The organism is Nonomuraea polychroma, from assembly GCF_004011505.1.
Taxonomy (GTDB): domain Bacteria; phylum Actinomycetota; class Actinomycetes; order Streptosporangiales; family Streptosporangiaceae; genus Nonomuraea; species Nonomuraea polychroma.
Genome location: NZ_SAUN01000001.1, coordinates 1,477,833 through 1,501,905, shown reverse-complemented (window position 1 = coordinate 1,501,905; position 24,073 = coordinate 1,477,833). Strand labels below are relative to the sequence as shown.

At 70.9% G+C, this 24,073-nt stretch carries 25 protein-coding genes; 20 read left to right on the top strand and 5 right to left on the bottom strand.

The annotated features are described in order from the left end of the window. The first annotated feature begins 42 nt into the window (after window positions 1–42). The 14 genes from EDD27_RS06580 to EDD27_RS06520 all read left to right on the top strand — a co-directional run bounded on the left by EDD27_RS06580 (window position 43) and on the right by EDD27_RS06520 (window position 12,822). Entirely contained in the window at window positions 43–594 is a 552-nt protein-coding gene (locus EDD27_RS06580) for an eCIS core domain-containing protein (protein ID WP_127931558.1), read from the top strand. Continuing rightward, window positions 595–2,418: a hypothetical protein gene (locus EDD27_RS06575; RefSeq protein WP_127931557.1), complete on the top strand. Its 1,824-nt coding sequence runs from the start codon at window positions 595–597 to the stop codon at window positions 2,416–2,418. A gap of 110 nt (window positions 2,419–2,528) precedes the next feature. Further along, a complete protein-coding gene (locus tag EDD27_RS06570; RefSeq protein ID WP_127931556.1) occupies window positions 2,529–4,052 on the top strand; it encodes a phage tail sheath family protein in 1,524 nt (507 codons plus the stop codon). Between the two features lie 15 nt (window positions 4,053–4,067). Next, a complete protein-coding gene (locus tag EDD27_RS06565) occupies window positions 4,068–4,511 on the top strand; it encodes a phage tail protein (protein ID WP_127931555.1) in 444 nt (147 codons plus the stop codon). A 2-nt stretch (window positions 4,512–4,513) separates the two neighbouring features. Continuing rightward, window positions 4,514–4,930 carry a hypothetical protein gene (locus tag EDD27_RS06560; RefSeq protein WP_127931554.1) on the top strand — a complete coding sequence of 139 codons (417 nt, stop codon included), beginning with the start codon at window positions 4,514–4,516 and terminating at the stop codon, window positions 4,928–4,930. Beyond that, the gene (locus EDD27_RS53970) at window positions 4,927–5,073 is read left to right on the top strand and encodes a DUF6760 family protein (RefSeq protein WP_164903510.1); all 147 of its coding nucleotides are present in this window, start codon (window positions 4,927–4,929) and stop codon (window positions 5,071–5,073) included. Before EDD27_RS06560 ends, EDD27_RS53970 begins: the two co-directional genes overlap by 4 nt. A 6-nt stretch (window positions 5,074–5,079) precedes the next feature. Further along, window positions 5,080–6,792: a hypothetical protein gene (locus EDD27_RS06555; RefSeq protein WP_127931553.1), complete on the top strand. Its 1,713-nt coding sequence runs from the start codon at window positions 5,080–5,082 to the stop codon at window positions 6,790–6,792. Window positions 6,793–6,799: 7 nt separating this feature from the next. After that, a complete protein-coding gene (locus EDD27_RS06550) occupies window positions 6,800–7,237 on the top strand; it encodes a phage tail protein (protein WP_127931552.1) in 438 nt (145 codons plus the stop codon). Between the two features lie 3 nt (window positions 7,238–7,240). Further along, window positions 7,241–7,999 carry a CIS tube protein gene (locus EDD27_RS06545; protein WP_127931551.1) on the top strand — a complete coding sequence of 253 codons (759 nt, stop codon included), beginning with the start codon at window positions 7,241–7,243 and terminating at the stop codon, window positions 7,997–7,999. After that, window positions 7,989–9,680 (top strand): VgrG-related protein, encoded by a 1,692-nt coding sequence (locus EDD27_RS06540; RefSeq protein WP_127931550.1) that lies wholly within the window; start codon window positions 7,989–7,991, stop codon window positions 9,678–9,680. The genes EDD27_RS06545 and EDD27_RS06540 overlap by 11 nt, the downstream gene beginning before the upstream one ends. Window position 9,681: 1 nt before the next feature. Continuing rightward, window positions 9,682–9,966 carry a PAAR domain-containing protein gene (locus EDD27_RS06535; protein ID WP_127931549.1) on the top strand — a complete coding sequence of 95 codons (285 nt, stop codon included), beginning with the start codon at window positions 9,682–9,684 and terminating at the stop codon, window positions 9,964–9,966. A gap of 2 nt (window positions 9,967–9,968) precedes the next feature. Further along, on the top strand, window positions 9,969–10,358 hold the full coding sequence (locus tag EDD27_RS06530; protein WP_241563899.1) for a GPW/gp25 family protein: 390 nt from the start codon (window positions 9,969–9,971) through the stop codon (window positions 10,356–10,358). Then, window positions 10,358–12,274 carry a putative baseplate assembly protein gene (locus EDD27_RS06525; RefSeq protein ID WP_127931547.1) on the top strand — a complete coding sequence of 639 codons (1,917 nt, stop codon included), beginning with the start codon at window positions 10,358–10,360 and terminating at the stop codon, window positions 12,272–12,274. The genes EDD27_RS06530 and EDD27_RS06525 overlap by 1 nt, the downstream gene beginning before the upstream one ends. Beyond that, the gene (locus EDD27_RS06520) at window positions 12,271–12,822 is read left to right on the top strand and encodes a phage tail protein (protein ID WP_127931546.1); all 552 of its coding nucleotides are present in this window, start codon (window positions 12,271–12,273) and stop codon (window positions 12,820–12,822) included. The genes EDD27_RS06525 and EDD27_RS06520 overlap by 4 nt, the downstream gene beginning before the upstream one ends. On the opposite strand, the gene EDD27_RS06515 is transcribed toward EDD27_RS06520, so the two are convergent. Next, entirely contained in the window at window positions 12,810–13,529 is a 720-nt protein-coding gene (locus EDD27_RS06515; protein ID WP_164903509.1) for an AfsR/SARP family transcriptional regulator, read from the bottom strand. The genes EDD27_RS06520 and EDD27_RS06515 overlap by 13 nt on opposite strands. Window positions 13,530–13,798: 269 nt before the next feature. Continuing rightward, the gene (locus tag EDD27_RS06510; protein WP_127931544.1) at window positions 13,799–16,381 is read right to left on the bottom strand and encodes a CHAT domain-containing protein; all 2,583 of its coding nucleotides are present in this window, start codon (window positions 16,379–16,381) and stop codon (window positions 13,799–13,801) included. Between the two features lie 95 nt (window positions 16,382–16,476). Here EDD27_RS06510 and EDD27_RS06505 point away from each other — a divergent pair, with 95 nt between their 5' ends. From EDD27_RS06505 to EDD27_RS06495, 3 genes are read left to right on the top strand one after another with little or no spacing between them, the layout of a single operon-like run. Next, a complete protein-coding gene (locus tag EDD27_RS06505) occupies window positions 16,477–17,865 on the top strand; it encodes a S8/S53 family peptidase (RefSeq protein ID WP_127931543.1) in 1,389 nt (462 codons plus the stop codon). 16 nt (window positions 17,866–17,881) lie between these two features. Continuing rightward, on the top strand, window positions 17,882–18,457 hold the full coding sequence (locus EDD27_RS06500) for an RNA polymerase sigma factor (RefSeq protein WP_127931542.1): 576 nt from the start codon (window positions 17,882–17,884) through the stop codon (window positions 18,455–18,457). Then, entirely contained in the window at window positions 18,454–18,885 is a 432-nt protein-coding gene (locus EDD27_RS06495) for a hypothetical protein (protein WP_127931541.1), read from the top strand. Before EDD27_RS06500 ends, EDD27_RS06495 begins: the two co-directional genes overlap by 4 nt. A gap of 85 nt (window positions 18,886–18,970) precedes the next feature. Here the strand turns inward: EDD27_RS06495 and EDD27_RS06490 are convergent, their stop codons facing one another. Next, window positions 18,971–19,486, bottom strand: coding sequence for a DUF4142 domain-containing protein (locus EDD27_RS06490; protein WP_127931540.1), 516 nt, complete (start codon window positions 19,484–19,486; stop codon window positions 18,971–18,973). A gap of 617 nt (window positions 19,487–20,103) precedes the next feature. Between EDD27_RS06490 and EDD27_RS06485 the strand changes: the two genes are divergently transcribed. Further along, window positions 20,104–20,394, top strand: coding sequence for a Fe-S cluster assembly protein HesB (locus EDD27_RS06485; RefSeq protein ID WP_127931539.1), 291 nt, complete (start codon window positions 20,104–20,106; stop codon window positions 20,392–20,394). A 108-nt stretch (window positions 20,395–20,502) separates the two neighbouring features. Beyond that, complete coding sequence (locus tag EDD27_RS06480) at window positions 20,503–20,949, top strand: DUF4383 domain-containing protein (RefSeq protein WP_127931538.1); 447 nt, start codon at window positions 20,503–20,505, stop codon at window positions 20,947–20,949. A 139-nt stretch (window positions 20,950–21,088) separates the two neighbouring features. Here the strand turns inward: EDD27_RS06480 and EDD27_RS06475 are convergent, their stop codons facing one another. Further along, window positions 21,089–22,291 carry a hypothetical protein gene (locus tag EDD27_RS06475; RefSeq protein ID WP_127931537.1) on the bottom strand — a complete coding sequence of 401 codons (1,203 nt, stop codon included), beginning with the start codon at window positions 22,289–22,291 and terminating at the stop codon, window positions 21,089–21,091. 263 nt (window positions 22,292–22,554) lie between these two features. Here EDD27_RS06475 and EDD27_RS06470 point away from each other — a divergent pair, with 263 nt between their 5' ends. After that, on the top strand, window positions 22,555–23,130 hold the full coding sequence (locus EDD27_RS06470) for a hemerythrin domain-containing protein (protein WP_241563898.1): 576 nt from the start codon (window positions 22,555–22,557) through the stop codon (window positions 23,128–23,130). Window positions 23,131–23,300: 170 nt separating this feature from the next. On the opposite strand, the gene EDD27_RS06465 is transcribed toward EDD27_RS06470, so the two are convergent. Further along, on the bottom strand, window positions 23,301–23,957 hold the full coding sequence (locus EDD27_RS06465; protein WP_206641283.1) for a YqjF family protein: 657 nt from the start codon (window positions 23,955–23,957) through the stop codon (window positions 23,301–23,303). Window positions 23,958–24,073 lie beyond the last annotated feature (116 nt).

The window sequence follows — 24,073 nt, the reverse complement described above, 5'->3', positions numbered from 1 at the left end:
GCACCCTCGAAGCGAGCAGCCCACGCTTCGAGGGAGTTCCCCATGCACCGGCACGACACGGAGGCCGAGTCCCGTACCCTGGCGCCCGCGAAGCCCGCGGACGGCCCGCACGAGCACCCGCTGCTGGCGTTGCAGCGGGCCGCCGGCAACGCCGCGGTCGCCGGCCTCCTCGACGAGGAGCGCTCCCCCGTCCTGGACGTCGTCGAGTCGGGCGGCACGCCGCTCGACCCGGGGGTGCAGGCGGACATGGAGGCGCGGTTCGGGCAGGACTTCTCCGACGTACGGGTGCACACGGACGCAGCGGCCCACGACTCCGCCCAGGCGGTGAACGCCGGCGCCTACACCGTCGGCTCCCACGTGGTGTTCCAGCGGGACCTGTACAACCCATCCAGCGACGCGGGCCGCCACTTGCTCGCCCACGAACTCACGCACGTCATCCAGCAACGCTCCGGGCCGGTGGACGGCACCGACACCGGCGCGGGTGTGAGCGTCAGCCACCCGGACGACCGTTTCGAGCGTCAGGCCGCGGCCACCGCCGACCAAGTGATGAGCGTGCAGCGCCAGGCAGAGCCCGACGAGGAGGAGACGGTCTGAGTGCACGCCCACGAGCACGACTCCACTGCCCCGCACGACCAGGCCGGCGCGGCCCGCGCCGTCGCGCACGGCCGTGACGGCATCGCCTCGCACGGCATCGACCGCGCGGCGATGCCCCGCTTGCAGCGACTGGCCGGCAACCGGGCGGTGGCCGGCGTCGTCCAGCGCTTCCAGCCCACCCCGGCAGGCGGCGTGGCGCCGCCGACCGCGCCGGTCCCGCCTGGCGCGGCCGTCTCACCCGCCGAGGCGGCTCCGGTGGAGTTACCGCAGGCGGGCCCGGCACGCATCACGTTCTCCTCCGCCCCACGCACCTGGCAGCTCGCCACTCCAGACCTGACCGCGCTGAAGATCGGCAAGGGCAGCCTGTCGACGGGCCCCGTCCCGGCGGGGAAATGGCTCTCCGTCGCTGCCGAAGTCGGCGCCGACGCGCCCCTGCGAGTGGCCAAGACCTCGCTCAGCATCCTTCCGATCAACGGCGAGATCAGCGCGTCCCAGGTGGCCTCCGCACGTGCGCCGAACACCACGGCGGGCGCGATCGGCGCGGCCGTCGGCGGCATCGTAGGCGGCGGGCTCGCGACCCCGGCGCTGACGGCGGGCCCGTTGGGCCTGCCGGTGGTGAAGTGGGCCGCCGAGCAGGGAGGACTGGCAGGAGGGGCGGTCGGTGAGGCGGTGGGCGGCCTCTTCAAGGGCGACACCGTTCTGGAGGCGGCCCTGACCTCGGGCGGCGTCGCCGGGGAGATCCTGTTCGCCTACAGCCCGTGGTTCGCGCTCAAGTTGTCGGCCACAGGGTTCAGCTGGCTGGCCGACGTCGAGGCACGGCTGAACACCAACCTGACGCTGGCCCTCACCGCCGCCGCCAAGCTCGCCGACACGGCGAAGGTGCGGCTCACGTTCCGCGACGGCAGGCTGCTGCACACCGCCTTCAGCGTCCCGCTCACGCTCGAGCTCTCCTACATCTTCGACGCGATGGCGCAGCTCATCGCCGGGCTCACCCTGCTGCCTGTGCTGGACGGCTCGGTGTTCGGCGCGGGCGACGATCCGAACCTCACCCGCGAGGACAAGGGCGTCAAAGCGATGGAGTTCGTGTCCGCGCCCTTCCACCTGTTCGACTTCCGCGGCGGCATCCGTCCCTTCGGCGTGCTCGACCTGGCGAAGGGATCGCCTTTGGAGGTGCGGGGGAGCAAGTTCGGCTTGCCCGACCAGTTCGTGCAGAACATGCTTCCCATGGCGCTGGGTGGCGGGACGTTGCCCACGCGCAAGGACCGGCCCGACTCCGGCGGGAAGGGGCCGGCGAATCCGACGGGGCTCACGCCGGAGGATCCCATCCCGATGACGTGGTTCAAGCCGCTGGATATGTACCCGAAGGCCGTCACCATCCCGAAGGACCGCAAAGGCAACCCGATCACGATCCGGATGTTCCCCCACCGGGAGGTGGACGGACTGGACATCGGCGTCGACCAGTACTGGCCCTACGTGGGCAGGAAGATCCGCAAGACACAGCGGCCGCGCGGCGGCGGCGAGAAGAAGTTCGCCAGGGATCTGGAGGCGCACGGCTGCGAGGTGGTGTTCCCGACGGTCGGCAAGCGAAGGCAGTTCGACTTCACCGACATCGACCACGTGCTGGACCTTTTCTGGGACGGGCCCGACGACGAGACCAACCTTTGGCCGCTGGAACGGGCGACGAACCAGCTCGCGGGCAGCAGGAACCTCACGCAAGAGGTGGTCTGGGCGTTGCGGAAGGGCGGGCAAGCCCGGCCCACGCCTCTGGGGGCGGTTCCGAGGAACAGGTGGTTCGTCATCCGCGACTTCCAGGACCCCCGCTGAGGTTGCCCCTTCGGGCAGCGCGCGGTGCCCGAAGGGGGGTACGGAGGGACGCTGTGCGGGACCGTGCCGGATCGGATTCTTGAAAGGACCGATCCGAAACGGAGAACAGCATGCCAACCTACCTGTCACCTGGTGTCTACATCGAAGAGGTGGAGGCCGGAGCGCGGCCCATCGAGGGCGTGGGGACGGCTGTCGCGGCGTTCGTCGGGTTCGCGGCGCGGGGGCCGTTCAACACGCCGACGCTGGTGACGAGTTGGAGCCAGTTCGCGCAGACGTTCGGCGAGTTCGTCGAGGGCTGCCACCTGGCCCACGCCGTGTACGGCTACTTCCTGAACGGCGGCGGCACCTGCTACGTCGTCAGGATCGGCGGCAACGGCTCCCAGCCGGAGATCACCGGCCCTCAGGCGGAGCTGGGCGGCTACCGGGTGATCGCCAAGGAGGGCGGCGGCCGGGCCGAGCTGGTCGTCGAGGTCACCGAGGCGCCGGCCACGGAGGGGCAGTCACCGGACGACCGCTTCACGCTGGTGGTCAAGCGCGGCGGGAAGGTGCAGGAGACCTTCGAGAGCGTCACGGTACGGCGGGGCAAGGACAACGTGGCCACGGCCGTACGGGAGAAGTCCAGGCTCATCACGTTGGAGGAGATCGGCGCCGCCGTGCCGGCCAAACCCGCGCCTCAGAGCGTCACCCTGCGCACGCCGCCGGCCGCCCCGCCGGTCCCCGCCCGCGTCGGCGCGGACGAGTACGTAGGTGACGTGGCCGGCCGGAGCGGGCTCGGCGGGCTGGAGGCCATCGACGACATCACCATGGTGGCCGTGCCCGACCTGATGGGGGCGTTCGAGCGGGGAGCCATCGACCTGGAGGGCGTCCGGGCCGTGCAGGACGCCGTCGTCGCGCACTGCGAGTCGATGGGCGACCGGATGGCGATCCTGGACCCTCCGCCCGGGCTGAACGCGCAGCGGGTCAAGGAGTGGCGCAACGACGTGGCCGGGCTGGACAGCCGGCACGCCTGCCTGTACTACCCGTGGATCAAGGTGTTCGACCCGGCCTCCAACACAAGCAGGTTCGTGCCGCCGAGCGGTCACATGGCCGGGATCTGGGCCCGCAACGACACCCAGCGCGGCGTGCACAAGGCCCCCGCCAACGAGGTGGTGCGCGGCGCGATCGCACTGGAGGTCCAGCTCACCAGAGACGAGCAGGAGCGGCTGAACCCCGACGGCATCAACTGCATCCGCGCCTTCTCCGGCCGTGGCATCCGCGTCTGGGGCGCTCGCACGCTCTCCTCCGACCCGGCCTGGCGCTACCTCAACGTGCGCCGCCTGTTCAACTACCTGGAGGAGTCGATCCTGAACGGCACGCAGTGGGTGGTGTTCGAGCCCAACGACGACGCGCTGTGGGCCAGGATCCGCCGGACCGTCGCGGCGTTCCTCGTGCTGGAGTGGCGCAAGGGCTCGCTGTTCGGGCTCACTCCCGACGAGGCCTTCTACGTCAAGTGCGACAGAGAGACCAACCCGGCCGAGAGCATCGACGCCGGGCACGTCATCTGCGAGATCGGCGTGGCGCCCGTGAAGCCCGCCGAGTTCGTCGTCTTCCGGCTCGCCCAGATGTCGGGCGGCACCAGCCTCATCAGCGAATAACCCCAGGAGCATGCCATGGCACTTCCCGAGATGGACACCTCCGTCGGCCACTCCTTCGGCCTGGAGATGGACGGCATCGTCATCAAGCAGATCAGCGAGGTCTCCGGCCTGAAGATGGAACAGGACGTCATCGAGCTGAAGCAGAACACCGCCGACGGCAAGTACGTCATCAAGAAGCTCCCCGGCCGGCCCAAGCCCGCCGACGTGACCCTGACCAGGGGCCTCACCGACGACCAGAACTTCGAGAAATGGGCCAAGGAGGCCCAGTTCGGGCGCATGAACACGGCCCGCAAGGGCGGCGCGATCATCGTCTACGACTTCGAGAACAACCCGATCAAGCGCTACAAGCTGCACAACGCCTGGCCCAAGAGCCTGGAGATCGGCACCTTGAAGGCCGGTGACAACAGCGTGCTCATCGAGAAGCTGGTGATCACCTGCGAGCAGATCGAGGTCGAGTAGGCATGCGCCGCGTCCTGGCTGTGTCCCCGCCCCCGGCCGAGCCCGCGCGGCTGCGGACGGAGTTCACGTTCACGCTGCCGCGCGGGTACGTCGACGAGTCCGGCACGGTCCACACCGACGGGGTCATGCGCCTGGCGACGGCCCGCGACGAACTGGTCCCGCTCCGGGACGACCGCGTCAGGGAGAACCCCGCGTACCTCACGGTGGTGCTCCTGGGCCGGGTGGTCACCCGCATCGGCACGATCAACGACGTCCACCCCGGCCTGATCGAGAACCTCTTCGCCACGGACCTGGCGTTCCTGCAGGACCTGTACCGCCGCGTCAACAGCGAGGGCCACACCAGGGCGGCGGTGGCCTGCCCAGGCTGCGGCGCCGAGTTCGCGGTAGACGTCTCGGGCAGCCGCCTGGGGGAATCGTGACCGTCCCGGAGCAGCGCCTGCACGACGAGATCGCCTACCTCGCCTACCACTTCCACTGGGCGCTGGAGGACATCCTCGACCTTGAGCACGCCGACCGGGCCCGTTACGTGGCGGCCATCTCCGCCCTCAACTCGGAAAGGTGATCGTCCATGCGCTGGCCCTGGTCCCGCCGCCGTTCCACGGCCCCTCCGCGGCCGGCCCCGGAGTGGCCTTCGCTGCCGCCCCTCCAGCGCGTCATCGGCTCCCATCCGCTGACGATCCCGCCGGAGGCGTTCGCGGCGTCGCTGGCGGCCTGGCAGAACCCGTCCCGCCTGGCGCCTTTGGCGCATGACCTGTCGCCTGACGCCCCATCCGGGCTCCTCCACGATCTGGCCATGCCCCTGCCCGGCACGCCCCGCCGCCCCGTCCTCCCAGCCGCTCCCACGCCCCACAACCCCACGTCGGCTCCCCCGGCCCACAATCCCACTGTCGATTCCCCAATCCAGCGCTCCCCCGACGTTCTGCCGGACCGGCTACCCGGTGATGTCCCTTCCGTCGCGTCGTACGAGCGACCTGCCGAGGCCCCAGCCGCCGCGCCCGTTCAGCGGTCGGTCGTCGACGCCACCGGCACACCGGCACCCCCGGCCCCACCGAAGAATGCCACCGGCACAGCTCTCCGCGTCCCGCCGCAGGAGGCCGACGAGCCGCCCGGCGGCCCGCTCCCCACCTCCCGGATGACCGGCCTCGAAGGCGAGACCTCCGTCACCCTCGGCGCGCCGCCCACGGTCCCGGGTGAAGCGCAGGGTGCACCGCCGGGCCCCATCGAGGCAGAGGACGCGCCCCCGGTACGGACCGGCGGCCTCGTTCCCGCCCTTCTCCAGCGCTCGGCCGCCACACCGCCCCAGCGGACGCTCGGGGACCGGGCCCCCGCTCCATCCACGGACGCACCGGCCCACGCCGCCGCCCCGCCGCCCGAAGACCCGTCCCCAACCCCTCGTACGCCCCGCCTCGGCCTCGGCGCTCCGATCACGGCCACCGCAACCCCACCCCAAAGGCCGGCAGAGGCCACCGCAACGCAAGTCCAGCGCACAGCCCGCCAGCGATCAGCCGGAGGCTCGCCTGCGGAGTCACCCCACGGCGCGCCAGGAGAGCCCGCCGCACCCCGGCTCCGCTCACTCGGTGGGCCTGACCAGCCCCACCCGCACCCGCAAGCCGTCCAACCCTCGCCCACCCGCCGCCTCGGCCTCGGGGCCCCGATCGCGACCGCGACCACCGCCCACCTCGCGATCCAGCGAAGCCACACCGACCCCCTGACGGACCCCGCCGTGCCCGAGGACCCGACCATCCCCATGCACCGCCCCGCCGACCTTCCCCATCCCCCCGACGAAGACCTGCCTCTCCCCGTCGTTCCCGTCCTCGACCCCCCACCTCCAGAACCAGCGGGCCGCACCCTCCCCACCCTGGCCACCACGCCCCCGCTCCAGCCCTTCACCATGACCGTCCAACGCCGGCCCCCTGCAGCCCACGAGCCCCGCCCCACCGCTCCACGTCCCACCGCTCCACTCCCCGTCCAGCGCCAAGAGCCCGCCATGGCCTCCATCACCTTCACACCGCCGACCCCGCCCGTGTCCGCGCCCCTCCCGCCACAACCGGTCCAGCGAACCGTTGAGGCCCCCGACCCGGCCCCGCCCGTGCCCGAACCGCAGGTCGTCACCCCGGCCACCGCACCCGTCGCCACCATCTCCACCATCTCCACACCCCCCGCCGCCCCCACGGACGACGACCTCGTCAAGAAGCTCATCGACCCGCTCCTACGCCGCATCAGGGCCGAATTGCGGCTCGACCGGGAGCGGCGCGGACACTTGCTCAACCTCCCCGGATAGGTGAGAGATGACCGACCAGGACATCGCGATCGCGGTGTGTTTCGTGCTCACGATCGACGGACACCCGCTCGGCGCGTTCACCAGTTGCGAGGGGCTCGGCTGCGAGCTGGTCATGGAGCAGCGCGAGGAGGGTGGCAACAACGGGTTCGTCCACCAGTTGCCCACCCGCGTGAAGTACAGCAACGTCAAGCTGTCACGGCCGATCACGGAGGCGAGCAAGGAGTTCCCCACGTGGTTCGCCAAGGTGGATCGGGGCGTGGCGGCCCGTACGGCGACGATCGAGGCCAAGACCCCGGACGGGCGGCTGATCACCAGCTGGGGGCTGCGGCATGTGCTGCCGGTCCGCTGGACCGGCCCGCAGTTCGCGGCCGACTCGGCCAAGGTGGCCACCGAGACCATCGAGCTGAGCCACCAGGGCTTCTTCGGGCCAGGATGGGGTGGCTGAGCCATGTCGTCACCCGTCGCGTTCGCCGCCGCCGCGCCGCCTGCGCAGCAGGAGAACGCGCCTCCGGCCAGTCTCAAGAAGGCCTACCTGGAGCTGCGCAAGCCGCCGACCGGCGGCGGCACGGCCAAGCCCGGAGAGCGATATGACCAGATCGCGTTCGACTTCAACCCCAAGGAGCTGTCGTTCAGCAAGGCTGCGAAGTGGAAGCGCAGCCCTCAGCGCAACGCCAAGAAGAGCGGCGTCCCGGAGTTCCAGGGCGCGGACCCGGCCAAGCTCCAGCTGGAGATGTTCTTCGACGCCACCGACACCATGGGCGACAAGGTGGTCAAGGCGGTCGAGAAGCTGTTCGCCTGCGTCGTGCCGACCGACCAGACGCTGGGCGACAAGCGCGGCTCGCCGCCGTGGGTGGTGCTGCGCTGGGGCGTGCTGAACAGCTTCACCGCCATCGTCACCAACGTCACTGCCAAGTTCACGCTCTTCACCCCCGGCGGGCTGCCGGTGCGTGCGGTCTGCACCGTGGATCTGGAGGAGATCGCGGGCGCCGAGCCGCGCCAGAACCCGACCTCCGGTGCCCCCGCCACCCATGACGTGCACCTGGTGGTCACCGGCGACACCCTGGCCGGGATCGCCTACCGCGCCTACGGCGACCCGGCGCTGTGGCGTCCGCTGGCCCGGGCCAACGCCATCGACGACCCCATGCGGCTGCGTCCGGGCACCCGGCTGTTGCTGCCGTCCAGGGAGGAGCTGGGTCATGGCCAATGAGGTGTTCGCCAGCACGCTGCTGGTCGAGGTCGAGGGCTCGCCGCTGCCCGCGGACGTGGCCGTGTTGCTGGCCGAGGGCTATGTCGAGGACAGCGTCAACCTGCTCGACGTGTTCGTGCTCCGCTTCCGTGACCCCGACAAGACCGTGCTGGCCAAGGGCCGCTTCACCATCGGCGCCAAGGTACGGCTCAGCGTCCGCACCTCCGACCCCGGCGCCCCCGAGACTCTGGTGACCGGCGAGGTGACCGCGGTGTCGATCGACTTCGACCAGGCCGGGACCTTCACCGAGGTACGCGGCTACGACGAGGCCCACCGCCTGACCCGTGGCCGGCGCACCGCCGCCTACCCGGGCATGACCGTGGGCGACGTGGTGCGGAAGGTGGCGCAGCGGGCGGGCCTTCAGCCCGGCGAGATCGACCAGGTGCCGGAGATCGGCGGTCGGGAGCACGTCCAGCTCAGCCAGGTGGGGCAGAGCGACTGGGAGTTCCTGTCCGGGCTGGCCCGCCGGGTGGGCGCCAGGGTCAGGGTCGCGGCGAACAGGCTCTCCTTCGTCCTGCTCAGGCCGCCCGCGGGCGCCCCGGCCGGCGAGGCACGGGCGGAACGTGACCCTCTGGTGCTGGAGGCCGGCTCCTCGCTGCTGTCGCTGCGCGCGCACGTGTCGGCGATGGAGCAGCCGGCCCAGGTCGAGGTACGCGGCTGGGACGTCGAGCAGAAGCGGGAGATCGTGGCCTCGGCGGAGCCCCGGCTGGCCGAGGCCACGATCTCGGGGGTGGACCCGGCCGGGTTCGGCTCGACGTTCTCGGCGCCGCCGTACGTGGTGGGTGACAGCCGCCACCGCACGCAGGCGGACGCCCGCGCACTGGCCGACGCGCTGGCGGCCGACCTGGGCGGCGGCGCGGCCGAGGTGGAGGGCGTGGCCAGAGGCAACCCGAAGCTGCGGGCGGGCACGGCGGTGGCGCTGGCCAACGTGGGCGCGCCGTTCGACGGCAAGCACACGCTGACCGCGACCCGGCATGTCTTCTCGCCGTCCGGCTACCAGACGACGTTCACGATCTGCGGCCGCCAGGACCGCACCCTGTACGGTCTCGCGGCAGGCATGCCCGCCGCGGCCCAGGGGCCCGTGTCCGCCGTCGCCCAAGGGCTCGTCCCCGCCATCGTCAGCGACGTCAGGGACCCCATGAACCTGGGCCGTGTCCGCCTGGTCATGCCGTGGCTCAGCGCCGACTTCACCAGCGGCTGGGCCAGGGTCGCGCAGCCGGGCGCGGGCGCCGGGCGCGGGGCGGTCCTGCCGCACGAGGTGGGTGACGAGGTGCTGGCCGGATTCGTGCACGGCGACGTGGACCATCCGTACGTGCTCGGCGGCCTGTTCAACGGCGTGGACGCGCTGCCGTCGCTGTCCGCCCCGCTGATCGACTCCGGCGGGCAGGCCGGCGTGCGGGCGCTGGTCTCCCGTACGGGACATCGCGTGGAGCTGGTCGAGGACGGCGGGATGCTGATCCAGACCGGAGACGGGCGGCTGAGCGTCGAGCTGGACCAGAAATCCGGAAAAGTCATGATCAAAGGCTCGGCTGGCGTGGCCGTGGACGCGGGCGCCGGCTCCCTGGAGCTGAGCGGCGCGCGCGTCTCGATCAGCGGCAAGGCCGAGGTCACGGTCAAGGGCGCGCAGGTGAGGATCAACTGAGATGCCGTTCGCCGCGCGGGTGGGCGATCCCACCGACCATCCCGGTCTCGTCAGCGGGCCCGGCGTGCCTACCGTGCTCATCGGCGGCCTGCCCGCGGCCACGCTGACGACCATGCACGCCTGCTCGTTCCCCTCCCCCGTCACCCCGCACCCGCCCACGCCGATCGTGGGCCCGGGCAGCGCCACCGTGCTCATCGGCGGCCTGCCCGCGGCCCGCGTGGGCGATCGCGCCGGGTGCGGGGCGGGGATCGTGATGGGCTGTCCCACGGTGTCGATCGGAGGATGACCATGGATTTCATCGGCGCGGGCTGGGCCTTCCCCGCACGTACCGACGCGACGGGCTCGGTCGCCCTGGTGCGGGGCGGGGAGGAGATCGTGGAGAGCATCCGGCTGATCCTCGGCACCGCGCCCGGTGAGCGTCCCATGCGGCCGGAGTTCGGCTGCGCGATCCATGACCTGGTCTTCGCGCCCGCGGACGCGGGCACCGCCGGTCTGATCGCCTACGAGGTACGGCTGGCGCTCGAACGCTGGGAGCCGCGCATCGAACTGGACGACGTACGGGTCGGCTTCGGCGGGTCCGATGCCGGGCTGCTGCTGATCGACGTCAGGTACTCCATCCGCGGCGACAACGACCCACGGAACCTGGTCTTCCCCTTCTACGTCATCGGAGACCACTGATGCCCCTGCCTGCCCCCAACCTCGACGACCGCCGTTTCCAGGATCTCGTGGACGAGGCGAAGCGGCTGGTCCAGCAGCGCTGTCCGGAGTGGACCGACCACAACGTGTCCGACCCGGGCGTGACGTTGATCGAGACGTTCGCGTTCATGGTGGACCAGCTCCTCTACCGCCTCAACCGGGTGACGGACCTGCACTACCTGCGCTACCTGGAGCTGATCGGCGTCAGGCTGTTCCCGCCCACGGCGGCGCGCTGCGACGTGACGTTCACCCTCTCGGCCGCCCGGGAGCAGGACGTGGTCGTCCCGCAGGGCACCCAGGTGTCCACGGCTCCGAAGGAGGGCCAGGAGCCGATCGTGTTCACCACCGAGTCCGAGCTCGTCGTACGGCCCAGTTCCCTGCGCCGGCTCCTGACCGCGGGCCCCGTGGCCGAGCCGGTGGACAGGACCGAGGACCTGCTCAGCGGCAGCACCGTGGACTGCTTCTCGGCCAAGCCTGAGCCCGGCGACGCCATGTACCTGGGGCTGCCCGACGCCGTGCCGGGCTGCACACTGCTGGTGCGGGTCGAGTGCACGGTGGCGGGCGCGGGCGTGGATCCGCGCGACCCGCCGCTGGAGTGGCAGGCCTGGACGGCCGAGGGCTGGCTGGCCTGCGACGTGGAGCGGGACACCACGGGCGGGCTGAGCCGGGAGGGCGAGGTGCTGTTGCACGTTCCCGCTGGGCACGCGGGCTCGATCCTGGCCGGGCAGCGGGCCGGCTGGATCCGCTGCCTGACCACCCCCGCCCGTCCCGGCCAGCCGTTCTACACGGCGTCGCCGCGGCTGGAGGCGGTGCGGGTCTGCACGGTGGGCGGGACGGTGGCGGCCTGCCACGCGGACTTCGTCAGGGACGAGGTGCTGGGATCAGCCGAGGGGGTGCCGGGGCAGCGGCTCGCCGTCCAGCGGACGCCGATGGTCGCGGGCGCGGGACCGCTGGCCGTGGAGGTGGACGGCCAGGAGTGGACGGAGGTGTCGTCGTTCGCCGAGTCGGGTCCCGAGGACCGGCACGTGGTGGTGGACCGGGTGGCGGGCGAGGTCCTCTTCGGGCCCGCGATCCGGCAGCAGGACGGGACGCTGCGGCACTACGGGGCGGTGCCGCGGAAGGACGCGGTGATCCGGGTCCCGCTGTATCGGACGGGCGGCGGAAGGCGCGGCAACGTGTCCCGCGGGGTGCTGACCGTGCAGCGGGACCCGGTGCCCTTCGTCTCGACGGTCACCAACCGCCGCCCCGCGTCCGGCGGCGTGGACGCCGAGTCGGTGGACGACGCCGCGGTGCGTGGCCCCCTGGTGCTGCGGACCCGGGACAGGGCGGTGACGGTCGAGGACTACGAACAGCTGGCCCGCGAGGCGGCCCCGGACGCGGCCCGGGTGCGGTGCGTGCCGGTGAGCTCGCCGGGCGAGGCGGTGCGGGTGCTGCTCGTGCCGTCGGTGCCCGAGCCGCGGGAGATGCGGTTCGAGGAGCTCAAGCCGCCGCCCGAGCTGCTCGCCCGGGTCACGGCCTTTCTCGACGAGCGCCGGTGCGTCGGGGCGCGGGTGGTGGTCGAGCCGCCCTTCTACCAGGGCATCACGGTGGTGGCCAAGCTGCGGACGCGGGGTCCGCGGGAGCCGTTGCGGGCTCGTGCGCTGGCCGCGCTCAACGCCTATCTGAACCCCCTGATCGGCGGCCCGAACGGGGACGGCTGGCCGTTCGGGCGGCCGGTGCAGACGGGGGAGGTGTTCGCGGTGCTGCAGCAACTGCCGGGCGTGGAGCTGGTGGACGAGGTGCACCTGTTCAAGGCCGACCCGGTCAGCGGCGACCGCGGCACGGCCGTGCCCCGCATCGACCTGGCCAGGAACGGCCTGGTCTTCTCCTACAACCACCAGGTCAAGGTGACCACATGAGAACGGCGCTGCCCGGGCGGCGCAGCCCGCATCCGATCGGCGCGGCTCTGCCCGCCCTGTACGCCGACGACGGCTACGTCCAGCGCCTTACATCGGCTCTGGACGAGGTGCTCGCGCCGGTCTTCCTGACGCTGGACTGCCTGGACGGCTACCTCGACCCGGCGCTCGCTCCGGAGGACTTCCTGCGCTGGCTGGCCGGCTGGGTCGGGGTCGAGTCGGACGAGCGCTGGAGCACGGCCCAGCTCCGCGCGATCGTGGCCGCGGCCGTGGGGCTGCACCGGCGCCGGGGGACGTTGTCCGGGCTGGCGTACCTTCTCCGTACGCTGGCCGACCCGGACGTGGAGGTGCTGGACACCGGGGGCTGTTCCTGGTCGGAGACGCCGAACGGGTCGCTGCCCGGATCCGCCGGGGCACAGCTGATGGTCAGGGTGACCAAGGCCGAGGTGGACCTCGACTGGCTGCGGCTGCTGGCGGCGATCTCCGTGCCCGCGCACGTGCGGGTCACGGTGGTCGGGCCCGGCGCGGGGCCGGCCGATCAGGCCTCGTAGGGATCCTCCAGCGCCGCGAGGGCCTCGTTGTAGCGGCGGCGGGCCCTGGCCACGCCCATCACGTCGCCGCGCTCCCGGTTCGCCTCGATGAGCAGCCGCCAGCCGTCGTCGTAGTACTCATCGATCTCCAGGCAGCGGGTGGCCGCGGCGACCGCCTCGTCGCCGCAGCCGCGGCTCAGCTCGGCCGCGGCCAGCTCGGCCGCCGACCTCGCCGCCTGGTAGCGCAGGATCGATCGCTCGTGCAGCACCCATTCGGCGGGTCCGTCCTCAGGCAGCAGGTCGCCCGTGTAGGCCGCGACCGCGGCCCGCAGGGCGGGGATCCGCGCGTCGGGATCCCCCATGCGCCGTGCCCGTTCCGCCGCCGCCACCGAGACCCGGAACAGCTGCACGTCGCACGCCGCTCCGGCGGGCAGGTCGAGCAGGTACGCCTCGCCCGACCGGCCCACCATGCCGTGCCCGGTGTGCTCGGTCAGCAGCCTGCGCAGGGTGGACACCGCGACGTGCAGGCTGCGTATGGCGGTGGCCGGTCCGGCGTCGGGCCACAACGCCTCGATCACCTGCTCGCGGTGCACCGGCCGCCCGGTGTGCACCGCCAGCAGGCGGAGCAGCGTGCGGGCGCGCCGCCGTACCTGAGACAGGTCGACCGGCGCGCCGCCGACCTCGACGATGAAGGAGGAGAAGCAGCGGAACGTTACCTTCGGACCCATGACGCCCCCCAGGGATCGTGCCATCACAGCGTCAGACCTCGGGGCACCATCCTTGATGCAGGGCTGGGCCGGTTTTCCGCAGCCGAAGGCCCGCCACCACCAGCCCGGCGGCGGTCAGTGCCGTGCCCCATCGCGCCCAGTTGCCCATCTCTCTCGCTCCCTGTGTCCGGTGCTTCCCGGCCTCCAGGCTGACGGCCAGGCACAGGTGGCGCATGAGTAGGCATTACCCAAGTGCGGAGGGGGCGTGGAGCAGAAACCCGAACGTACGCCTAGGCCCCGATGGCCGAGAACGACCAGCCCGTGGCCTGATGGAGCGGGTCCGGTGGCATGGCGGCGCGGGCGTCGCGCAGCGCGGCGGCGGGTCCGAGGCCGCGCCGCAGGCCATCGTGCAGGGCGATCATCAGCGGCACGACGGCGTCGTCGTTGACGGGCACGCAGCTCGCCACGATGCCCGCGGTGCCGAGCGGCAGCAGCGCCGCCGCCAGCCCGAGCAGCTCGTCACCGCCGACGGGCTCCAGGCGACCGGCGTCGCATGCCGACAGGATGATCTGGTGAGGCGCGCGGCGTAACCGTTCCAGGTCGTGCACGGTGAGGGGGCCGTCGTCGAGCCGGAGCGAGGAGAACATGGGGCTGTCGGCGCGGAAGGCGCCGTGCGCCGCGATGTGGGCGACGCGGCAACCGTCGATCTCCTTCAGCACCCGCTGCGCGGCGGCCTCGCCCCGCTCCAGTACGGTCGCGGACCCGTAGGCGGCGGCCAGCGAGGGCACCTCGGCGCCGAGCCCGGCCCCTCTGACCAGCACCACCCGGTCCTCCAGCGGCCGTAACCGGCCTGCCCGCAGCCACACCTGCGCGGACGGCGACACGCTCACCGCCCGGTCCCGCAGCGACGGCAGCAACGCCCACGGCACCCCGTGCAGCCGCCCCGGCGGCACCACCACGACCGGCCCCTCCCCCAGTACGGCCCCGCCGAACAGCACCTCCTCCAGCCGCCGCCCGCACTCCTCCAGCAACCCCAGCCCGACGTCGCCGCCGTAGGCCAGCCGCCGCAGCTCGGCACAGGCGTGGTCGGCCTCAAGCGCCGCCTCCGCCAGCCGTCCGGCCCCGTACTCCCGCACCCGCCCGCGCCCGCACACCAGCACCCGCAGCTCACCGTCGACGGACACGAGCTCCACCAGCCACCCATCGCCCAGCCGTCCGAGCAGCTCGCGCACGTCGAACCGCGGACCCGCCACGCCGGAGCTCCCGTTGGCCGCCAACGTGTGCGCCCGGATCTCCCGCTCCAGCCGCGCCTGCTCCCGCCGCAACGTCTGGACCGGCCCGCCCGCGGACCTCGCGGCCTCCAACCGGCTGGAGATCTCACGGAAGGCCGTCAGATCACGGAGCAGCTCGGGATCGGCGGGCGGGCGCGGTGACGGCACCGCGAGGGCGTGCGCCCGCCACCGCTCGCTCCACTCCAGCAGTCGCCGCGGGCCACCCCCCTCGCGCCTGATCACCCGCTGCGCCAGCGTCACCAGCTCCGCTCCCTGCCCTGCCGCCCTGGCCCGCAACTCGGAGGCACCCAGGGTCATCCGGTGCTCGTCCAGCAGGTCCAGCCCTCGGTGACAGGCCGCGAACACCTCCTTGCCGTTCCCCGCCGTCTCGGCCAGGAGCGCCTGCGCCAGCCAGCCGTCCACCCGGGCGAACGCCGGTCCGCGGAACCGCCCCTGGGCCGCCGCTGCGAGCTGCACGCGTGCCTCCCCGGTGCGGCCCAGCGCCATGGCGATCCGCCCCGCCAGCAAGTGCGCCTGCGCGGCGTCCGGTGACCCCAGCTCCGCCAGCCGGGTGGCGAGCGCTCCGGCCTCCCGCGCCCACCGTCCCGACACCTCACCCCTGGCGAACCGGGTCTGGAGCAGCACCGATCGAGCCTGCGCCGACCACCACTCCCGCCCCTGCCGGGTGAAGGACCGGTAGGCGGCCCCCGCCCTGGCGATCGCCGTCTCAAGATCCCCGCAGGCGGCGGCCGCCCGCGCGGCGGCCAGCAGCAACTCAGCCCGGCGCGAACGCGCCCCGCCCAGCCGGTCGAGCCGCGCGATCGCCGCGTCGGTCTCCCGTACCGCGTCTCGTGCCAGCCCGGCGGCCAGCAGCACCGCGCACCGCTCGATGGACAGCACGTACGCCGGAGTGCCCAGCTCGGCGAAGCGCCGCTCCGCCGCCGCGAGGTGGTACAGCGCCGCGGGCAGGTCGCCGGAGCGGAACGCGGCCAGCCCTCGGTTCTCCACCGCGATGGCCTTGTCGTGCTCCTGGCCGGTGGTCTCCCACAGCCGCTCGGCGGCCGCGAAGTCGCTCTTGGCCCGCTCGGCGGACCCCATCGCCAGGCAGAGCGTGCCCCTGAGCGTGAGCGCGCGCGCCGTCCAGATGACGTCCCCGGCCCTGCGCAGGATGGGCAGCGCGCGGCGCACGTCGGCCAGCGCTTCGCCGTACCGGCCGAGCACCCACATGGCGTAGGCCCGCCGGAACAGCACGCGTGCCAGAGACTCGCCGGAGGCCAGCTGGACGCCCCTGCTCAGCGCGTCCAGGCTCTCCCTGGTACGGCCGGCGTGCACGTAGGCGACGCCCAGCGCCGCCAGCACGTCCGCCTCCCGATCCGCCGAGCGGGACCGGGCGGCCAGCGCACGGGCGCGGCGCAGATGGCTGAGCCCGCGGGCCAGCTCGCCGAAGTCGCGTTCCCAGATGCCGATCACCTGGTGGGCGATGGAGGCGTCGTACGGCCCTGGCTCGGCGGCGAGCAGCGCCCGGGCGCGATCGAGCGCCTCTCTCGGGCGCGCGAAAACCAGGGGAAGCAACTCAGCGACTCCCACGCTTCCCGAGGTCACGGATCAATGCTAAACGTGAGGAATACGTATCAAGGTGGGGGCGCCTGGATCGTTCTCATAAAGTCTCATTCGCTTCGAGAACCAAGGGGACACCCATGGCGCCGCGACGTTTCCTGGAGCAGTTCGAGCAGATCAAGCGCTCACAGGACTTCCCTGTGGCCTACACCGCCGACGGCGGCGAGGGGTCCTTCATTTACCAGAAGGGCTGTTTCGTCACCGCCAGCCACGAGGCCGACGTGGTCGAGGACCTCATCGCGACCGACCACCCAGAACTGGTGCCCACGGTGCGCCGGCGGGTGGTCAGACAGGGGACCGGGGTGACCGTGATCGAGATCGGCGACCCGGGGCGGGGCAACGACACCGGCGACCCGGACGTCGAGCTGGCCCTGAGCACGATCAACCACGGGCGCGCGGTGCCGATGGCCACCAGGATGCACATCGTCGGCATCGCCGACGTCAATTCCTGCCCCAACGACGAGCCGGAGCCGGTCGAACCGTACGGCGTCGAGCAGCTCAACCCACGGCTGGCCGACCGGATCACCACCTCCCAGGAGGTGCGGGTCGCGGTGGTCGACACCGGACTCGTCTCGGACTACAGCTCGCACGCCTGGATGAGCGAGGACGTGCACGGCCTCGGCAGGCCCGTCGAGGTGGGAGCGGACGGAGAGCTCCTGCAGTACGTCGGCCACGGCACCCACATCGCCAGCATCATCAAGGCGGTGGCGCCGAACGCCGTCGTCTGGGTGGACAACGTGCTGGCGGGCGGCAAGGCAGGCACCGCGACCGAGGAGGTGCTGGCGGAGCGCCTCATGTGGATCCTGGAGAACGAGAAACCGCACATCATCAGCCTGTCGGCCGGAACCAACACTCAGGGCGCGAGCGAACTGAAGTCCATGAAACTCTTCATGGACGCGCTGAAGGACAGCAGCACGATGTTGGTGGCCGCCGCCGGGAACAACGCCAGCACCCTCCCCTTCTACCCGGCCGCGTACGCGAAACTGCCCGCGTACCGGGACGCGGTCCTCTCGGTCGGCGCCCTGCGCAGCGACAACACGGACATGGCGTGCTTCTCCAACCGGGGCGACTGGGTACGGGTGTACGCCCCCGGCGAGCGGCTAACGGCGGCCTTCACCACCGCTCCCTACCGATATCAGCACTCCACGTCGGACCGCTGCCTGCACGGCACCGAAGACTATCCCTGCACCTGCCAGGCCCCACGCCACACCGGGGCGCTGTCGGCGGACCCGACCAGCGCCAACGCGACCGGGTTCACCGGGCTGGCCCGCTGGAGCGGCACCTCCTTCTCCACGCCGTGCGTGGCCGGCATGCTGGTCAACCAGATGCTTGCCACGAAGGAGGAGGATCCGCGCGAGGCCGCCAAGGCGCTGCTGGACTGCTACACCGTCCAGGTTCCGACCACGGACGGGCAACTGCCCTCGCTCCTGCCGCCCACTTGGACTAGTTTCAGCTACCAAGAGGCCTGACGCATAGGAAGTCCACGTGGATCACGAGTCGACCGGGGAACTGTTCCAGGCCGCCGTAGGCGGAGACGCGGCGGCCTGGAAGGCCCTCGTGGAACGGCTCAGCCCTCTGGTCTGGTCCGTGATTCGCGCGCACGGCCTGTCCCGCACCGATGGCCAGGAGGTCTTCCAGACGACCTGGTTCCGTCTGGCGCAGCACCTGCGCAGGATTCGTGAGCCGGACAAGGTCTCCTCCTGGCTGGCCACCACCGCCCGCAACGAGTCTCTCAAGGCGTTGCGGGCGGCGCGCCGGTTCACCCTCTCCGACGACGTCGAGACGTTGGAGTGGGCGGCCGACGAGCACACGCCCGAGCAGGCGGTCATCGCATCGGAGGAGGCCGTGGTGCAGGCCGAGCGGGCCAGGCAGCTCTGGAAGGCCTTCCAGGAACTCGGCGAGAACTGCCAGCGGCTGCTGCGGGTGCTGATGGGCTCGCCGCCGAGCAGCTATCGGGAGGTCGCCGTCGCGCTCGACATCGCGGTCGGCTCGATCGGCCCGATGCGGCAGCGCTGCCTGCGGCGGCTCCGTGACCTGCTGGCGGAACGAGGCGTCCGATGACCGACGACGACCGGCTCGAAGCCGACCTCCGAAGGGCTGCCGACATCATGGACCCGGTACCGGCCCACCTCATCCAGTCAGCGGTGGATGCGTTCTCACTGAGCACGCTCGACGACGAGCTGGCCGAGCTGGCCTTCGACTCGCTGGCCGAGCCCGCCGCCCCGGTACGCTCCGGTGGCGGCACCCGTCTGGTCGGCTTCACTACAGGCGCGGTCCGCATCGAGCTGGAGCTGACCATGGGCGACGATTCCTGCCGCATCCTCGGACGGCTCACCCCGCCCCAACCAGCGGACATCGAGGTGCAACAGCGCCACACCCGCACGGACGCGCTGGGCCGGTTCTCCTACGACGGCCTCGCGCTCGGGCCGTTCATTCTCCGCTGCCGCCTGCCTCATATGGTGATCGTCACCGAATGGATCACGATCTGAATCAGTCCGCCAGCGCCGGTTCCGGCAACCTGTACGTACGTGCCCGCCGTCGGTCGCGTTCCCGTTCCCGTTCGGCGTCGAGGCGTCAGCCGCCGCTGGCCTTCTGCAGCATGTCCAGGTGCGTTTGGACGATGGGCCTCGCGTCCCTGGCCAGCTGCTTCACCTCGGATGACGAGCCCTCCTGCAGTTCTTCGGCCCCGTTTGCGAGAGATCGGTGGTGGCCGGCGATCTGCGCAGCCAGCCATGCCCGGTCGAAATCCTCGCCGCTTTGCGCAGTCACTTGCTCGAGCTCGCGGCGCTGGTCAGCACTCGGCCGCTTGGGGAGGTCCACCCCTACCTGCTCGGCCACACGGCGCAGGTCGCTATCCAGTTTGGTGTGATCGGTGACTATTTTGGCGCCAAGGTCCCGGACCGTCGCGCTGGCGCCCTTCTCCTGAGCGGCTTGCCCAGCCTGGATCTCGGCCAGGTTGGATCGATGTGCTTTCCGTAGGAATTCCCGGTCCTGCTCGTTGAGGTCCGGTTGCGTGAGCGCACCGGCAGTCGCGGAAGACAGCAAGGCAACCGCAACGGCGACCAGGACAAGAGTGATCCTCTTGAACATGGAATGTCCCCCCGTGATCGAATTGTGGCCTTTGTCCGCTACCACTGAACAGGGGGATCAAACACAGAGTGATCAGTCAATGCGCGCAGCAGCCGCGTCCTCACCATTGCCCCGGAGGCAGCTCCACGCCGGCGAGGGGATCGTAGATGATGGCGCCGTCCTCCATCCGGATCACAGCTACACGTGTGACGAGGCCGGCTCCCTCCAGTGCCCGCGCCGATTCCATCGCGAACTCGGCGAAGTGGTACTGATCCCGTGAACCCGGGTAAGGCGCAGGACGCTGACACAGCACTTCGTAGCGGTCGGCGGGCCAAGGGGACACTAGTTCCTTCGTACGCTGATGACGAGAGCCATCAGTCATCTCATCCCCATCCCTACTGTCGCTCTATCCCGGTCGAAACACCACCATTTCAGCAAAAGGTGATGATCGGAACACTTCCCGTGCTCGTTTCCAGAGTAACCGGGCGGACCCCGCTGGTGATCCCAGCCGTGGCCTGGCAGAGCATTTGACCATGTTGGGGGTTATTGGCTTCCGGGTGCGGGCAAGGGCTTCAGGGCAAGCGGCAGGGCAACCGCTCCTTGCCCGACCACGGGGTTTCGCCAACTGAGGAGTCGCCGTGCTCACGCTGACCGCCGACGCGGTCGCAGCCATCCGCGACCTGACGTCACAGCCGGAAACACCGCCGAACACCGGGCTACGCATCGCATCGTCGTCTGTCGACGGTCCTGCCGGATCTCTTGAACTCTCGATCTCGGGTGGGCCGCACCCTGACGATCAAATCCTGGAAGCAGAGGGCGTCCGGGTGTACCTCGAACCGACCGCCGCCTCACTTCTGCACGACAAGACCCTCGACGCAGAGATGCTGGAGGACAGACCCACCTTCCGGATCATTCGCCAGACGACGTGATCTGACATCCGCGTGCGCGGCTCGGGGCCACCAGGGCACGGGGCGGGCGCGACTGGCTCCGTCGCTGGAGGGTAGACGCAAGGGCGACGACGCTCCTGAGGAGGTCTCATGGACAGCCCTCGTACCGCTGCCGGCAGGAGCCCCGTCCAGCTTGCGGCGTTCGTCGTCGGCGCCGTGTTCGTGCTCGTCGGCTTGCTCGGGTTCGTCCCTGGCATCACGACCAACTACGACGAGATGCGGTTCGCCGGCCACCAGTCCGGAGCGCTGTTGCTGAACGTGTTCCAGGTGTCGATTCTGCACAACCTCGTCCACCTGCTGTTCGGCATCGCCGGCATCCTCATGGCCAGGTCCTGGTCCGGCGCCCGCGCGTACCTCATCGGAGGCGGCGCCGTCTACCTGATGCTGTGGATCTACGGCATGCTGATCCGGCACGACAACCCGGCCAACTTCGTCCCGCTCAACACGGCCGACAACTGGCTGCACCTCATCCTGGCCGTCGCGATGATCGCCCTCGGCTTGCTCCTGGCCAGGCGGGGCGCCTCCGCCGTCCGCTAGGGCGAGCAGGCGTCTCGCCCTGACAAGCGACCAGACCCTGGAGAACGCCCTTCCGCGTCCACCCGGACGAGACGCGGAAGGGCGGGACCGCCGTGGGCTCGAAGAGCGGTGCATCGAGTACGGCCACACCGACGCCCGGTCAGCGTTGGAGTTGCAGGCTGCCGACCGGGTGAGGCCCCTCGGTCTCCAGGCGGTATTCGTGGCCGGACTTCTCGCGGTTGTCGTTGATGACCCGCTCGGACGGCGGCGGGTCGCCGTTCATGAGCGCCGCCTGCATCCTCTCGAACCGCTCGTGGGCCTCCTGCACGTACCCCGTCCCGAGGGTGGTGTAGTCGATCTGGGTGGCGATCAGGTCGCGGATGAACCGCTTGTTCGGCTCGAACGTGACCGGGGCGGGCAGTTCGGGGGCGCACACCTGCTCGGGGTCGCGCCCGTCGTGCTTCTTGAACAGCTCGGCGGCCAGCCACAGGTGTTCCAGCTCCATGTTGAGGTGCAGTTCCCAGATGTTCTTCACCTTGGGGTCGGACTCGGTCTCCATGAACGAGTGGTACAGGTAGCACTCGTTGTACTCGTGGTTGAGCAGCATCTCCCACCAGCTCTCGCCGGGGTCGACGAGCGATTCGTAGTGGGTGACGTGCTCCTCCTCGATCAGCCCGATCTCCTGATACAGCTGACGCGCGATCGGCTCCATGTACATGGGCCCGACGTTCATGTAGAAGTTCATGGTCTGCTGCTCCGCCGACATGATCGTCAACGCGTGCAGCTTGGACATGGGCACGGTGTTGTTCTTGTCGTACGGCTCGCGCACGTTGTCACGGGGATCGCGGTGGTGGCGGACGGTCGGCCGCCCGGGCATGACCTCGGTGAGGTTGTCGACGATCTTCTCGGCCTTGCGGTGCTCGATCATCTCGTACAGGTTGGCGTAGCGGTAGAGGTGATCGAAGTCCTCCAGCACGCCGAACTCGTAGGCCTGCCGCAGGTACGGGTCCGGCTCCATACGCGCCACCCACGAGGTCAGGTCCACGGCGACCTGCTCATAGGCGATGGTGGTCTCCAGCACCGAGGCCAGGCCGGGCAGCAGCCAGTTGACCGCCTTCTGCTGCTGCGCCTCGAGGTAACGCACGCGGGCCAGCTGCTGCTTCAGCTCGATGTCGGGGCAGTGGCGGGCCAGCTGGTGGCTGAAGAAGATCGCTTCTGTCTCGATGCCGTTCATCGTGATGATCCGGCACCGGGTGTACGGGTCGGCGTGATCGGGATCGATCGGCGTGACGTTCAGCTCGCGCCAGTTACGTAGTTGCTTGTCCAGCGGGATGCCCCGCTCCTGCAACGGATTGAAAGTCATCGGCTTCGCGCTCCTTCGCGCTGCTCGTGCTCGGCTGTGCGGGCATCCTGCTCTCGCGCTTTGTGCTCGGCCGCCTGGTCTCGCCGGCGGCGCACCCTGGTGAACGGCCGGCGGAGCGAGGCGGCGACACCCGCAGGCGGGCCTACCCGAGGACTTCGAGGACAACCTCTCCGGCTCGCTGTCGGAATCCCCAGACTCGGTAAGCCCATGCGTGACCAGCCGCCCCAGGGGTAGGCAGGCCCGTACTGGAGAGGAGAGCGATCATGAAGACGATGCCGGAGACGATGGGCGAGAGTGACGTCATCGACCTGCTGCTGGCCCAGCACGCGATGATCAGGGACATGTTCGACGAGGTCGAACAGGCGCCGCGCGATCGGCGCGGCGAGGCGTTCACCCGGCTGGTGCGGCTCCTGGCCGTGCACGAGACCGCCGAAGAAGAGATCGTCCATCCCTATGCCCGCGGCAAGATCGATGGTGGCGACGGCGTCGTCGAGGACCGTCTGACCGAGGAGAACGAGGCCAAGCAGCTCCTGCAGCGGATGGACCAGGCCGGCCCGGACGCCCCCGACTTCACCGAGAACCTCGCCGCGCTGCGCGCCGCCGTCGAAGCCCACGCCCGCAGCGAGGAACGCTACGAATTCATCCAGCTGCGCGCCCACACGACCGAGGCCGAGCGCCGCGGCATGGCGGCCGGTGTCAAGGCGGCGGAGGCGATGGCCCCGACGCACCCGCACCCGGGCACCGAGTCGGCCACCAAGAACGTCCTGGTCGGCACGCCGGTCGCGATGATGGACCGGGCACGCGACGTGATCCGCCAGGCCATGGGCAAGAAACACTAGCCGTGGAGAGGGCGGGTGCCGGCGTAGCGGGAATGGGCCACCACCAGCAGGGCGCGCCACACCCGCCCGTAGCGGGAATGGGCCACCACCAGCTGAGCGCGCCGCACCCGCCCGTGCCTTAGGGACCCGCAGCGCTGGACCAGCGGACGCCCGCGATCAAGGCGATCGGCTCACCAGCTCCACATCCCCACCCGCACCGCCACGCCGGGCGAGGCGTGCAGGATCGGGGCGCCCTCCGGGGCCGGAAGGCCGGCGGCCTGGAGCACGTCCTGCTCCAGGCTGATCAGCTCCGCGTGCTGCAACGGCCAGGCGGGATGCTCGGTCTCGGCCGCGGCCAGCCGCCCTGTCACCATCGTGAACAGGCGGTAACGGGCGGTCAGGAAGTGCGCCAGCTCGTCGCGTTCGCCCTCGGCCAGCTCCGCCCCCACGGCCACGTCCACATCGCACCGCACTCCCTCCGGCTCGGGCCACCGTCTACGGCACCGGTACCGCCTGTGGCCGCCCTCGGTGTGCACCGACATGTCCGACCAGAAGTACGGCAGCCAGTAGGAGGCGCGCCCGCCGATCGCGGCCACCAGCCGCCCGGCGTCCAACGACAGGAACCAGATGCCGGAGCGCCCGCGACCGTCACGCACATAGGTGCGGCAGTTCGTCTCCGGAAAGCTCGACAACCACGGCAGCGCCGGCATACCCGGCATCCGCGCATCCTCCATGCGGAACGGCGTCAGCCCCACCCACGCCGTCCCGTCGAACGTCTCGACCGTCAACGAGCCCGGCACCAGCGCGCTCACCACCTCGGCCGGATACCGCCAGTGCAAGAACGTCATCTGCGACCAGCGGTGATACATCACCGGGCAGGCAACGCGCGGAGGCGGCGGGGCCTTCATGCGCGCACCCGGTGTGCTGATCGCCTCGGCGACGACGCACTCGACGGTGGCTGCAA

Coding starts and splice junctions, on each gene's coding strand:
- EDD27_RS06580 (WP_127931558.1), top strand. CDS start 43: ATGCACCGGCACGACACGGAGGCCGAGTCCCGTACCCTGGCGCCCGCG.
- EDD27_RS06570 (WP_127931556.1), top strand. CDS start 2,529: ATGCCAACCTACCTGTCACCTGGTGTCTACATCGAAGAGGTGGAGGCC.
- EDD27_RS06565 (WP_127931555.1), top strand. CDS start 4,068: ATGGCACTTCCCGAGATGGACACCTCCGTCGGCCACTCCTTCGGCCTG.
- EDD27_RS06560 (WP_127931554.1), top strand. CDS start 4,514: ATGCGCCGCGTCCTGGCTGTGTCCCCGCCCCCGGCCGAGCCCGCGCGG.
- EDD27_RS06555 (WP_127931553.1), top strand. CDS start 5,080: ATGCGCTGGCCCTGGTCCCGCCGCCGTTCCACGGCCCCTCCGCGGCCG.
- EDD27_RS06550 (WP_127931552.1), top strand. CDS start 6,800: ATGACCGACCAGGACATCGCGATCGCGGTGTGTTTCGTGCTCACGATC.
- EDD27_RS06545 (WP_127931551.1), top strand. CDS start 7,241: ATGTCGTCACCCGTCGCGTTCGCCGCCGCCGCGCCGCCTGCGCAGCAG.
- EDD27_RS06540 (WP_127931550.1), top strand. CDS start 7,989: ATGGCCAATGAGGTGTTCGCCAGCACGCTGCTGGTCGAGGTCGAGGGC.
- EDD27_RS06535 (WP_127931549.1), top strand. CDS start 9,682: ATGCCGTTCGCCGCGCGGGTGGGCGATCCCACCGACCATCCCGGTCTC.
- EDD27_RS06530 (WP_241563899.1), top strand. CDS start 9,969: ATGGATTTCATCGGCGCGGGCTGGGCCTTCCCCGCACGTACCGACGCG.
- EDD27_RS06525 (WP_127931547.1), top strand. CDS start 10,358: ATGCCCCTGCCTGCCCCCAACCTCGACGACCGCCGTTTCCAGGATCTC.
- EDD27_RS06520 (WP_127931546.1), top strand. CDS start 12,271: ATGAGAACGGCGCTGCCCGGGCGGCGCAGCCCGCATCCGATCGGCGCG.
- EDD27_RS06515 (WP_164903509.1), bottom strand. CDS start 13,529: ATGGGTCCGAAGGTAACGTTCCGCTGCTTCTCCTCCTTCATCGTCGAG.
- EDD27_RS06505 (WP_127931543.1), top strand. CDS start 16,477: ATGGCGCCGCGACGTTTCCTGGAGCAGTTCGAGCAGATCAAGCGCTCA.
- EDD27_RS06495 (WP_127931541.1), top strand. CDS start 18,454: ATGACCGACGACGACCGGCTCGAAGCCGACCTCCGAAGGGCTGCCGAC.
- EDD27_RS06490 (WP_127931540.1), bottom strand. CDS start 19,486: ATGTTCAAGAGGATCACTCTTGTCCTGGTCGCCGTTGCGGTTGCCTTG.
- EDD27_RS06480 (WP_127931538.1), top strand. CDS start 20,503: ATGGACAGCCCTCGTACCGCTGCCGGCAGGAGCCCCGTCCAGCTTGCG.
- EDD27_RS06475 (WP_127931537.1), bottom strand. CDS start 22,291: ATGACTTTCAATCCGTTGCAGGAGCGGGGCATCCCGCTGGACAAGCAA.
- EDD27_RS06470 (WP_241563898.1), top strand. CDS start 22,555: ATGAAGACGATGCCGGAGACGATGGGCGAGAGTGACGTCATCGACCTG.
- EDD27_RS06465 (WP_206641283.1), bottom strand. CDS start 23,957: ATGACGTTCTTGCACTGGCGGTATCCGGCCGAGGTGGTGAGCGCGCTG.